General features: G+C 44.3%; 13 protein-coding genes. 2 read left to right on the forward strand and 11 right to left on the reverse strand.

Annotated elements, in window-relative coordinates:
* Positions 1-11 precede the first annotated feature (11 nt).
* The 11 genes from J7M13_03385 to J7M13_03435 all read right to left on the reverse strand — a co-directional run bounded on the left by J7M13_03385 (position 12) and on the right by J7M13_03435 (position 10,373).
* On the reverse strand, positions 12-866 hold the full coding sequence (locus J7M13_03385) for a serine/threonine protein phosphatase (GenBank protein MCD6363028.1): 855 nt from the start codon (positions 864-866) through the stop codon (positions 12-14).
* Positions 841-1,836: a 2-hydroxyglutaryl-CoA dehydratase gene (locus tag J7M13_03390; GenBank protein MCD6363029.1), complete on the reverse strand. Its 996-nt coding sequence runs from the start codon at positions 1,834-1,836 to the stop codon at positions 841-843. The genes J7M13_03385 and J7M13_03390 overlap by 26 nt, the downstream gene beginning before the upstream one ends.
* Positions 1,833-2,813 carry a 2-hydroxyglutaryl-CoA dehydratase gene (locus tag J7M13_03395; protein MCD6363030.1) on the reverse strand — a complete coding sequence of 327 codons (981 nt, stop codon included), beginning with the start codon at positions 2,811-2,813 and terminating at the stop codon, positions 1,833-1,835. Before J7M13_03395 ends, J7M13_03390 begins: the two co-directional genes overlap by 4 nt.
* A complete protein-coding gene (locus tag J7M13_03400; protein MCD6363031.1) occupies positions 2,810-3,952 on the reverse strand; it encodes a CoA protein activase in 1,143 nt (380 codons plus the stop codon). Before J7M13_03400 ends, J7M13_03395 begins: the two co-directional genes overlap by 4 nt.
* On the reverse strand, positions 3,949-5,256 hold the full coding sequence (locus J7M13_03405; protein MCD6363032.1) for an adenylosuccinate lyase: 1,308 nt from the start codon (positions 5,254-5,256) through the stop codon (positions 3,949-3,951). Before J7M13_03405 ends, J7M13_03400 begins: the two co-directional genes overlap by 4 nt.
* On the reverse strand, positions 5,250-6,110 hold the full coding sequence (locus tag J7M13_03410; GenBank protein MCD6363033.1) for a DUF4416 family protein: 861 nt from the start codon (positions 6,108-6,110) through the stop codon (positions 5,250-5,252). Before J7M13_03410 ends, J7M13_03405 begins: the two co-directional genes overlap by 7 nt.
* Before the next feature lie 5 nt (positions 6,111-6,115).
* A complete protein-coding gene (locus J7M13_03415; GenBank protein MCD6363034.1) occupies positions 6,116-7,822 on the reverse strand; it encodes a PAS domain-containing protein in 1,707 nt (568 codons plus the stop codon).
* A gap of 44 nt (positions 7,823-7,866) precedes the next feature.
* Positions 7,867-8,724 (reverse strand): ATP-binding protein, encoded by an 858-nt coding sequence (locus J7M13_03420; GenBank protein MCD6363035.1) that lies wholly within the window; start codon positions 8,722-8,724, stop codon positions 7,867-7,869.
* Positions 8,709-9,545 carry an ATP-binding protein gene (locus J7M13_03425; GenBank protein MCD6363036.1) on the reverse strand — a complete coding sequence of 279 codons (837 nt, stop codon included), beginning with the start codon at positions 9,543-9,545 and terminating at the stop codon, positions 8,709-8,711. The genes J7M13_03420 and J7M13_03425 overlap by 16 nt, the downstream gene beginning before the upstream one ends.
* On the reverse strand, positions 9,542-10,126 hold the full coding sequence (locus tag J7M13_03430) for a NifB/NifX family molybdenum-iron cluster-binding protein (protein MCD6363037.1): 585 nt from the start codon (positions 10,124-10,126) through the stop codon (positions 9,542-9,544). Before J7M13_03430 ends, J7M13_03425 begins: the two co-directional genes overlap by 4 nt.
* A gap of 70 nt (positions 10,127-10,196) precedes the next feature.
* On the reverse strand, positions 10,197-10,373 hold the full coding sequence (locus J7M13_03435) for a hypothetical protein (GenBank protein MCD6363038.1): 177 nt from the start codon (positions 10,371-10,373) through the stop codon (positions 10,197-10,199).
* Between the two features lie 111 nt (positions 10,374-10,484).
* Between J7M13_03435 and J7M13_03440 the strand changes: the two genes are divergently transcribed.
* Both J7M13_03440 and J7M13_03445 read left to right on the forward strand, forming a co-directional pair.
* A complete protein-coding gene (locus J7M13_03440) occupies positions 10,485-11,501 on the forward strand; it encodes an AAA family ATPase (GenBank protein MCD6363039.1) in 1,017 nt (338 codons plus the stop codon).
* Positions 11,498-11,610: ATP-binding protein (locus J7M13_03445; GenBank protein ID MCD6363040.1), on the forward strand; the 113-nt coding region annotated here is incomplete at its 3' end. The genes J7M13_03440 and J7M13_03445, both read left to right, overlap by 4 nt.

Here is an 11,610-nt window from a genome sequence, read left to right on the forward strand (position 1 = left end):
AGACCTCCCCTTTAAAGAAGATGCAGTCCCTTTATAATCTGAGAAGCTCTCTCAAAACTCTCCTCTAAGTCCACCTCGAGGAGAGCTATCTTGGCACCCCTATGTCCATATCTCGCTGAAAACAGCGATATAAGCTTATCTCCAAAAAGCTTGTGTCCTTTAGCTCCGAGAAACTGATGCCCCCTTATCATAACTCTTGCTCTAACGGAATCCAGAAACCACCCGAGCTCTTCCTCACTAAAAGCTCTGGTTCCCCCTCCTCGGGGCATATAATCCTCATCCAGCGGATCATTCCATAGAAGTTGGGGCTCTTCTCTCCCACGAGCTATCTCCTCAAGAGTAATAGGAGGTACGGTAGCTCCACCGTGAACCATAATGAGCTTTTCCGGAACATAGGCACAAATAGGCAACAGGTCATAAATTTTCTCAAGCTCAGCATACACCTCTGAGCTTTCAGGGCCAAGCTTCCAGTAAAGCTCAGAAAGAAAACCGTAAAACCTGTTCATGCCTCTATCTTCATGGTTACCCCGTAGTAGGATCAACCTCTCTCTCAATCGCTTCTTAAGCTCGAAAAGCTCCTCAAATACCTCAAGTCCTTCGGTCCCTCTATCTGCATAATCACCAAGGAAGACCATATAGTCTCCTTCTTCACGGAACTTCTCGAAAACGAAATTTAATATCTCCCTTAGTGAATCCTGCTCACCGTGTATATCCCCGATGACATAAAGCTTTCCAAATGGCGGAATAATTACAAGCTTACCAAAAACTCTCACACTATCTGGATTAAGAACGAGCCTTTCAGGAGGTTCTCTTTCTTCGATTAGAATTTGCTGTATTTCCCTAAGCAGCCCTTTCAAGCTCCCCATCGATTAAACCTCTCCTGAACTTTTCCTGCCATCTTCCGCATCTGTCTCCCCAACATGCAAGTGGATCTGAGCCTCTATATATGACCACAACCTCGCATCTATTAGGACACCCATCGCACTCAAACGATCTACTCTTAAAACTCTCCTCCACTATTTCAAATCCCCTAAAGGATGTCCTTGCCTTTTCTTCCTCCATATATCTTTTAGCCAGTATAGCCATCCCAAGAGCCCCCATGACATTGAAATACCTGGGAACGTAAACGGGCGATCTTAATTCCTTCTCAAAGGCTTTTCTTATTCCCTTGTTAGCCGCAACTCCTCCTTGAAAAACATAGGGTGGCTTGAGATCCTTTCCCTTCGCAACGTTGTTCAGATAGTTTCTAACGAGAGCCTCACACAATCCCGCTATAATATCTTCAACCGAATATCCCATCTGCTGTTTATGGATCATATCCGACTCAGCGAAAACCGTGCATCTTCCCGCTATTCTCACAGGATTCTCACTTCTTAACGCATACTCGCCAAAACGCTCTATCTCTATACCCAGCCTCTGCGCCTGATGATCAAGGAAGGAACCGGTTCCCGCAGCGCAGACGGTGTTCATCGCAAAGTCGACCACAACACCCTCTCTTATAATTATTATCTTTGAGTCCTGCCCTCCAATCTCAAAGACCGTCTTTACATCCGGAACCTCGTTAATAGCCGCAACTGCATGAGCGGTTATCTCATTCTTCACTATATCAGCACCGGTTATCACGCCAGCGAGGAAGCGAGCGCTTCCCGTTGTTCCAACACCACATATATCTGCACCATTGATGTCCCTCTGAACCAACTTAAGCCCTCTAAGCAAGGTATCTATGGGACGCCCTGCTGTCCTCAAGTAAATGGCAGAAACCACCTCATACCCTTCCGTCATAGCCACAAGATTCGTGCTAACGGAACCTATATCTATACCGAGATAAACCTTCATACTACCGCCCTCCCTCTCCTCCATTTGACAAGATCAGTGAAAGCCTCAAGACGGGTTATCAATCCAGCCTCAGCGGTATGTTCATCGACAACTATCCTCATTAGGGGCTTGTTAAGCTTTTTAGCCTCAAGCTCTATAAGTTTTCCAACCCAAGCATCCGTTCCACAACCGAAGGATGAAATATGTATAAGCCCTTCTATTTCAGGCTTGCGAAGCATTAAGAAAGCTGAGCCAACTACTCTATTGCTCTGACTCCAAAACAGAGGCTTGAATAGCACTCTCAAGGCATCGTTTATCTCATCTTCATCGAGCATTTCAGGAGTGATTACCCCGAATCCCATTTCCTTCAGTCGCTTTATTAGGGAATGACTTACATAATCATCGTAAATTATGTATGGGTATCCAACCACGCCTATAAAGAAACGGCCTTCCTTAATCCTATCTACCCGACCTAACCCTGACCTCTTGCCAAGAGCGATTTCTCGCGCTTCATCTGGTGGTAGCCCTTCCTTCATTAGATTTGAAACGAGCTTAGATGCACTCCTCGCTTTTCTATAAGCTTTGATCGTTCTAATAAAACTCGCCCCAAGTTCTCTCCCCACACTAAGATAGAAAGAAAACCTTCTTCGAAAACCGCCTAAAAAGGCATTAAGGGTAAAAACATCGCTCACCGAAACCCTGATTAAATCCGGAAGCCCTCTGAACTTGGGGCAGAGAGTTATCCGTTTCCACTTATCCACATTCATAAGTCGAGGAGCAAATATAGAATCAACGCTTTTGCTCAGATGAATCGCGTGCCCTATAGTAAGCTTTAGCGAAATGCAAGCTTCATTAATTCCCTCCCTAACGCCTTCATCCAAAATCAGCTTATTGGTTGGAGGAGAAACCTCCGCTTTTTCCCCCAGCTCTTCTAAAAAAACCTTCCACTCCGTTATAAAGGGCTCATAGTAGAGTCCACGCGGAATGCCGAACCTCAAGCTACAGCCCTCCTCTTTTTTCTCCTCATACTGAGGAGATCAATAAAAGCCTCCAAACGCGTTATAAGCCCGGCCTCCCCCGTGAACTCATCAAAAGAAAGGCTTAATATGGGAAAATCGAGCTCCTTACTGACTCTTTCAAGAATCCCCCTCGCCACTATTTCAGGCATACAGGAGAAAGGAAGGATGTGAACGACACCATCGAAGCCTCTCTCAAAGAACATAACCGCGTGAGCGACGCTTTCCCTACCATGCCCCCCCACGAACTCATTTAAATATGGTTTAGAATACTCCTCTATTTTCTCCTTGGTATCGTACCCTACTATCTGCTTAAGAGGAAAAGGTAATCCCGGGAAAATATTGTACTCTATAAACTCGGTCGTCCACACTGATCTTTCGATCTCAACTCCTCGTTCGTTGAGGAGTCTTTCCGTATTGAGATTAGAAAAAGGCTCAAGTACCGTATAAATTTCTCCTATAATTCCCACCTTAAGTGTCTCATCCCTCTCGGGCTCTACTTTTTCTATAAGGCTTTTCGCCTTTTCGAAAGCGATCTCAACTTCTTCGACCTCTCTGCTTTTATCTATAGCACTTAAGGCCTCCTTGAATATCCCATCTATACGAGAAGGATCCTTTACCCATGCTCTCTTTGTTAAGATAAGCGCTTCAAGCTCCTCAACGCTTTTAAGCTTCCTCCAAGCAAGTTTAAAACCCTTAACTACTCTTTTGAAAAACTCTCCCCAGGAAAGCTCCCCTTTCCATTTCTTAACTATTTCCCAAACCCTTTTAAAGCTCCCATAAGGCTTAACCGGAGGATCAAGCAATATAAAGTCAAAGCTATAGCCCAGCTCTTCCTTTAGTATCTTCTCATACATAACGCCGTAAAACCCATACCTACAGGGACCTATTCCTCCCGCAGTGATTATGGTATCGACTTTCCCTGTCTCAAGTGCCTCTATCAGATTTCCAAGCGTAAGCTTAAAAGGAAAGCAGGCAAATTCCGGGGCATGTTTAACGCCAAGATCAAGCGTCCTCTTAGTTAGAGGAGGAGGCTCGATAAACTCATGCCCCAGTATATCAAACACCGCTCTAAAACCTATATAGGTATATCCCATTCGAGGAAGAGTTAACTTCATCATTCCATCAGCATCTCCTTAAACCTTGAGAATATCAGATCAACTCTCTCAAGCAAACCCTTAAAATCGAAACACGATTCTATTTCCTCTCTACTTAAAACTGAGCTCACCTCGGGATCCGAAAGAAGCATTGACTTAAAGGCTTTCCCTTCCTTCCAAGATCTAAAAGAGCATCTTTGTACCATATCGTAAGCTCTGTCCCTCGGAACCCCCTTCGATAGGAGCTTCGTTAACACCTCACTTGAGAAAACCAGACCATTTGTCAAGTTGAGATTATCCCTCATCTTCTCGGGATGAACTTCAAGCCCTTCGATCACCCTTTTAAGAAGATTTAGCATATAAAAAAGGAGACTTGTGGTTTGAGACAATGAAAATCTCTCAACGGAAGAATGCGAAATGTCTCTCTCATGCCACAGAGCCACATTCTCAAAGCTCGGTGGGAGAAACCCCCTTAAAATACGGGATAGCCCACAAATTCTCTCACACAGTATAGGATTCCTTTTATGAGGCATGGCTGAAGATCCTCTCTGCCCCCTATAAAAGGGTTCATAAGCCTCACCAACCTCCGTTCTTTGAAGATGTCTTATCTCAAGCGCGAGTCTCTCACAGAAAGCTCCAAAAAGAGCCAAAACCGATATTAGAAAGGCATGTCTATCACGTGGAACTATCTGAGTTGAAACGGGCTCAACTTTCAGTCCAAGAGAGCAACAAACGTACTCCTCAACTTTCGGATCTATCATAGAATAAGTTCCAACCGCACCGGATATCTTCCCATAGGATATTTCCTCCTTAGCAAGCCTCAATCTATTTAGATTTCTCAAAAGCTCGCTACAGAAGGATAAAAGCTTTAAGCCAAAGGTTATCGGTTCAGCATGAACTCCATGGGTCCTACCCACCTCGAGGGTATCCTTATACTCCAAAGCCTTTCCAAGCAGGACTTCTTTCAGCTCTCGTGCCTTCTCTTCTATTTCCTCCAAAGCGCTCCTAAGAAGAACTGCATTCGCAGTATCTATAACATCTGAGGATGTTAAACCATAGTGAAGGTAAGGCGAAAGATCTTCACCAATACTTTCCTCAACAGATTTAAGAAAAGCTATAACCTCATGCCTATAAATGCGTTCGAGCTCCTCTATTCGGGAGAGATCAAAGGAGGCTTTTTCCCTCATCTTTGAGGGAACATCCTCAGGGAAAACCCCAATCTTTGCCCATCCTTCAACAACAAGAAGTTCTATCCTAAGCCATGTTTTGAACTTGTTCTCTTCAGACCAGATTTTCTCCATCTCGGGCAGGAGGTATCTCTTTATAATCTTATAACCCTCCCTTCATGGAAATCTAATCCCCTTATAGAGAAATCTTCCGGTAATATAACAAGATCAGGGCTCAAAAACCTCACTATCTCACTTAGATTTTCCTTGAATGGAAACACATAATCCACGAGATCTATATGTGAAAAAGCCTCCGCTTCCCTCTTCCCCCCTTTGAACGCAACTCCGAGGAGCTCTACCATCCTTCTTGCCTTGCTTAAAAAGCTCAGCGTTTCAATTATACCCCTTTTTCCCTCCCATATTAAAAGCGCCTTAGTTCCATCAAAAGATTCCATTATCTTCTTCAGGTTCCACCTCGTCGTAAACCTATTAGTTGGTGGGAAAGGCTTCTTTAGCTCCTCAAGATACTTTCTCCTTATTTCAATAAAAATCGCGTTATACTCATCGCTTCTGTAATCCGGATATGTATAGTCAAAAGGGAGAAATCTCCCACTCCTGAACCTCAGGGTAACTTCCGCATATATTCCTTCACCGAGATAAATCCTATGTGCCTGATCTTTGGTTGTAGCGAGGACGAGCTTCCCTCCGGATATGTATCCTGGATCAAGATTAATCCTCCTCCTACCGGGACCCTCCATACGATTCGTTACTCTCTTTATGTGAGCTATCTGCTCTGGAGATATAAGGGGAGAAAAGGAAATAAAGATTCTCTTGACCTCATCACCAAGCTCATCCGCGTAATAATTAGTCCATTTAAAATCCATCTCCCCGCTCTCATAATCTATCTCACCAAACTCCATAGAGAGCTCCTCTTTAATACTCTCATATTCACTCCTATCCCCGTAAAGAACGCCCATGAAAAGCTTTACAGGATACGGAGGATATTCTTTCCCCAAAGCAATCACCCTTTTATTCCAAACTTTCTAAGCTTATATTGAAGGGTCTGTCGAGGTATACCAAGTATCTTAGCCGCTTTCGTTATATTTCCACCACACGAGCTTAAAGCTTCCTCAATTATCTCCTTCTCTCTCCTCTGCAGTGCTTCCTTAAGCGTAAGCCTTTCTCCCCAAAAACCATTAAATCCACGATCGCCCTCGATAACGAGCCTCCTCAGAAAATCAATAAGGTCATGAAAGTTCCTATCCCACCTCATCTCCCTTAAGCGATTTAAAAGAGCTTCCCTTAGCTCGATCCCTTCAGCCTTAAGAAGTAAAAATCTTTCCGCTTCTTCCCACCTATCAGATATAGGTGGAAGATATACAATGCCCTCAAACTTTTCCTTAAATGGGAAGGGATAATGCGAAGGAGGAATCCTTGAAGTAACGACCGCTTTATGCTTCAAAAACATCTCATACAATCTTTCTCTCTTCTCCTCTGAGAAGGACTCGAGATTCTCAACGAATATTATATCCTCGCTTCTTAAAGAATCTGGGATTACTCCATCGAGAAAGAAAACGTTATCTACTCCTGAAACTATGGTAACACCAAGGTGTGTTTTCCCAACACCTGGAGGTCCCCATATAAAAACGCTACCCCTCTTCAGAGCCTCAGTGGCTTCCCCCAACCCTCTCTTGGAAATCTCACCAAGCTCAAGCCACTCTCCCATTTCCGGAGTTCCCCTCATGGGTCTGGGGAAAACTATTTCCATCGCACCAATTACCTCATTTCCTATTTTAACCGGCACCGCCGTTCTTTTTAAGGCTAACCTCCTACCGGATTGCCCCCTTAAGATCTCCTTTCTTTCCACAATATTACCACTTTTAACGCTCTGAACAATCGAAAGGTTCTCATATTCCGCTCCGAAAATTTCCCTAATGTTCTTCACCTGAGAAAAGCGAATCCCAAAGATATTCTCAAATGATGGATTACTGAAAAGCACTTTTCCATCTCTATCAATACACCAAAATCCCTCCTCTAAGAGCTCAAAAAGTTTTTCAAAACCTCTTTGAAGAGCGGCAAGCCGAACGGCTTTTGAGATAACTTCTTCGAGATTCGTGATGTCCTCCCATACAAAGGCTCCACCTCCACATTCTCCCTCTCTTAATGGTATTAAAACCCCGCTCCAGACTTTACCCGAAAACGAGGCTTGAATTTCCTCCCTTTTGGGGCTCCTCAAAAAATCCCTTATCTTCTGGCCATGCCATTCCTTCGCTTCTTCATCGCTCAGCAACTCCTTAAAAGAGGGATTCATATAGAGAAAATCACCAGCTTTATTGAATAAGCCCAGTGCAAGTGGAATTTCCTCTAAAAGAGGAGTGAGGAAAGAGGCAGACAAAACTCGCCTTCCACCTATAGCCTCAAGGAGCTCACCATTACTCCAAAAACCAAATAGCTCTCCATCGCTCCTAAGAACGGGAATTTTCGTTTCGCCTCTATCCGCTAACATCGGAAGAAATTGCTTAGCATCCTCAGAATCGCTTAGGAAAGGTGCTATCACATCTTCACCTAATGGGCGATCTATATCCCTCAAATCGCCTCCCGTCAAGCCCACCATCTTCTCCTTAAGGAGAACACCTCGAAGTCGCCCATCCTTGTCCACGACTGGGATGAAGTCAACCATATATCTATAAAATAAGCGCAGCAATTCACGCATCGTTATTCTTCTCAAATAATATCACCCCATCCCTATGCTCACTTTTTGGCACTTAAAGATTATATCATCTTCTCTATACTTTTCAAGCTTGCTCTTAAGGAGTTCGCCGCTTCACCTCCGTGTTCGAGGAAGGATATCCCTTCTATCATAGCTTTGGGCACAGCCTCATCATATGGAACCTCAGCCAGTATTGGTATATCATGTCCATTGGCGAAAAACCTTATAGATGAGGAAACCTCATCTGACAAACCAATCTTATTCAGAATGAGAGCAACTTTTACCCCAAAATGAGAGGCTTGAGAGTAAACCCTCTGAAGATCATGCAGTGCAGATAAGGTAGGCTCAACCACCGCTATGGCGAGATCCACACCCGTTAGCGAAGCTATGACCGGACACCCCATTCCCGGAGGGCCATCTACAAGAATAAGATCTTTTCCGTATCTTTTAGCCAGATCTCGGGCGAGATTTCTCTCTTCCGTAACGAGCTTCCCGCTGTTTCCCTCCCCTGGATCCAGTCTTGCAAACACGAAAGGTCCCCATCTCGTTTCAGCCCACCCTATTTCTCCAGATCTTACCTCCCGCATTTCTATGGCGCTTTTCGGACAGACGAAGGCACACACCCCGCATCCCTCACACCTTATAAAGTCAACCTCGCCATCATCTATCGCAGAGAACCTGCAATACTTAGTGCAGACACCACATTTATCGCAAATCTCACGATCTACGAAAGCCTTTTTGCCTCCCGTGAAAGCTCTTTTCTCCTTAGCCTCAGGATCAAGCAAAATAAGCATATTTGGAGCATCCACATCAGCATCGACAAGCACCACTCTATCCCTAAAGGCAGTAGCTAAAGAAGCAGTTATAGAGGTTTTTCCAGTCCCCCCTTTACCACTTAAAACGACTATCTCTTTAAGCATCTTTTCCTCACCGCCTCAAAAAGCCCAAGAAATTTTCCCCTCATTTCTGGAAAAAGCTCCACCCAGGTTTCTCCACGCGCATAAGCCGAGGCTAATCTCATACTATAGGGAATTCTCATGAGAATATCTATACCCTCGTCCTTACAATAGCGTTCAACCCTATCGTCTCCCAATCCATGCTTGTTTATAACCACTCCAAATGGAATCCCAAGCTTCCTAACAACACCCACAGCCAGCTTAAGATCACTAAAACCGAACGGAGTTGGTTCAGTAACGAGAATAGCGAAATCCGAATCTATAACAGCTTCAACCATCGGGCAGGTATTGCCGGGCGGAGAATCTATCACGATCGTGCCGTCCTCAGCTTTTTCCTTAAGAGCGGATATAACAACCGGCGCAAGCGATTCCCCATAATTAAGCCTACCCTCCCAAAAATCCATGTCCCCCACACGCGCATATCGCAAAATCCCAATAGGCCTATCTACTTCAGATATAGCTCCTCTATCACAGACTATCGAGCATCCCCCACAGCTATGACAGAGGTGAGAAAAAAAGATCACCTTATCTCTTAGCTTAGCCAGAGCATTATAATTGCAAAATTCAACGCACTTACCGCAAAGATCACACTTAGAACTATCTATAGCGGGTGTCTTCACGAAAACGGTTTCCTCCAGATTCCAATGAGGCTTAAAAAAGATGTGGAGGTTTGGTGCCTCCACATCACAATCAAGAACGGTATCAACGCTCGCAGAAACGGCAAGGTTAAGTGCAACGCTGGTCTTGCCAGTCCCTCCCTTACCGCTCGCTATAGCTATCTTCAAGGCTCTTCACCCTTCTTGAGATACTCAAGCTCCCTTTTAAGAGCGGAGAGCTGAGCCTCCAAGGCGCTTATCATCGCCTCAAGCTGCGCTATCCTCATAGCTCTCCAATCAAATCCGGGACCCCAACCTCCGAATCCAAAAGCATACGGGGGATACCCTCCAAACCATCCTCCAAACTGGGCAAATGGAGCTCCTCCCCAACCTCCAGCGAAAGCCCCAAATCCGCCAGATGGACCCGCGCCCGCCTGAGCTTCCCATCTATTTAACTCCCCTCTCTTAAACTTTTCTATTGCTTCTTTTACCGTTCCTCCAGAAACCGTGAAAAGCTCCACGCCGGCGGAGCCGAGAGTCTGAGATGCCCAGGGGCCAAAATGTCCGCTTATAACCGCGTTAACTCCCCTACTCAAGACGAACTGAGCTGCTTGAATGCCAGCTCCCCCAGGAGAGTTAACAGCAGGATTAGGAACCGCCTCATACCAACCAGTTTCAAGATCATAAATCACAAAATAGGGTGCCCTTCCAAAGCGGGGCTCCACCTGAGACTCCAATGTCCCTTCAACGGCACTTATAGCTATCCTCATCTACGCCACCCCCTACTTGAGAATAATTATCACATTAAAGATTTTAGCATCTTAAAAGGAAGAAATCAAGCTACTCATCTACGCTTCGTTTTGGAGTCCAAGAAGGACACCCATCTGTTCCTCTGACTGAGATCTCTCTTAATCTACATGTGCCATATCCAAACCCCAGGCTATCGTCTCCCCAGGGTACATCCTCAGGTACAAAATATTTACAGGTCGCACATCTCCTCCTCACGCTTATAGCCATGACTGATTACCCCCTCCAAATCCATTACTGCATAAAACATTTTATCACCCTCCTCAAAAAGTGCAAAATTCCTATAGGCATAGTATAATAATCTTAAAAGGAGGGATATGCTTGAGATTCGTTAACCGAGAGCGAGAGCTCAAGTTTTTAAAAGCTTACCTAAACACAGAACCAAACGCAATAACTTTCATCTACGGACCTAAATCAAGCGGGAAAAGCGTCCTCATGAGGGAAGTCATCAAATCTCTCCCTAAAAAGGAGTTTTCCATCTTCTGGTTCGACCTGAGAGAAACGCTTATATCCTCATACGACAGCGTCATCGACCTCTTCTTTCTGGAAGAGGAACTCGAAGGCGGGAAAGAACTCGATCTTAACCTTGAAGCTGGAATTTTCAACTTCATCAGGATCAAAAGCGCGATTAAAAGAGAAATAAAGGATAAAAGGCTTGATCCCTTCCGCTATATGGCTGCAAGGTTAAGAAAGTTTAAAGGCAAAAAAGTCATCATTTTTGATGAACTGCAGAAGCTGAAAGAGGTTTACCTAAATTCGCCTGTGAATCAGAGACCATTAATAAATGAGCTATTTAATTTCTTCGTTCGCCTGACAAAGGTCGAGCATCTCTCGCACGTATTCGTTTTAAGCTCGGATACCTTCTTCATAGAAGAAATCTACGCTAACTCCTCCTTAGCAAAATGCTCTAAATACTACCTCGTCGATGACCCCGAGGAAAAACCCGTAAGAAAATACCTAAAAGAAGAAGGGTTCACTCCTAAAGAAACAGATTACATAATAAAGCACGCAGGAACTCTGCTCTGGGCAATAAACCAAGTAATAGAAGATAAAAAAAGCGGAGTTTCTATTAGGGAAAGTGTCGAAGCGCTGATTAAAGACTCATGGGCTAAAATATCCCTCTTTCTGGATTCCCAGCCAAAAGACAAAAGAGAAGAATACCAAAAAATCCTTTCAGACCTACTCTCAGGAGAAAAAATCCTAAACCCCGATCTCTACAACCTCAAACTCGTTAAAGAACTATTTAAAAGGGAATTCATCTTCTTCAACCCCCTTGAAAAAAGCATAAGATTAAGATCCAAAATAGAAGAACACGCCGTAAGGAGGATACTTAAATGAAATTCTGGAATAGAGAAAAAGAAATAAAATGGCTTAAAAAATACCTACAAACCGAACCTAACGCAATACTATTCATATACGGACCTAAATCAAGCGGGAAAAGCACACT

The organism is Synergistota bacterium, from assembly GCA_021159885.1.
Classification (GTDB): Bacteria; Synergistota; GBS-1; order GBS-1; family GBS-1; genus AUK310.

Excerpts from the sequence above, each read along its gene's own strand:
- J7M13_03385 (MCD6363028.1), bottom strand. The coding sequence starts at position 866 with ATGGGGAGCTTGAAAGGGCTGCTTAGGGAAATACAGCAAATTCTAATC.
- J7M13_03390 (MCD6363029.1), bottom strand. The coding sequence starts at position 1,836 with ATGAAGGTTTATCTCGGTATAGATATAGGTTCCGTTAGCACGAATCTT.
- J7M13_03400 (MCD6363031.1), bottom strand. The coding sequence starts at position 3,952 with ATGATGAAGTTAACTCTTCCTCGAATGGGATATACCTATATAGGTTTT.
- J7M13_03420 (MCD6363035.1), bottom strand. The coding sequence starts at position 8,724 with ATGCTTAAAGAGATAGTCGTTTTAAGTGGTAAAGGGGGGACTGGAAAA.
- J7M13_03430 (MCD6363037.1), bottom strand. The coding sequence starts at position 10,126 with ATGAGGATAGCTATAAGTGCCGTTGAAGGGACATTGGAGTCTCAGGTG.
- J7M13_03435 (MCD6363038.1), bottom strand. The coding sequence starts at position 10,373 with ATGGCTATAAGCGTGAGGAGGAGATGTGCGACCTGTAAATATTTTGTA.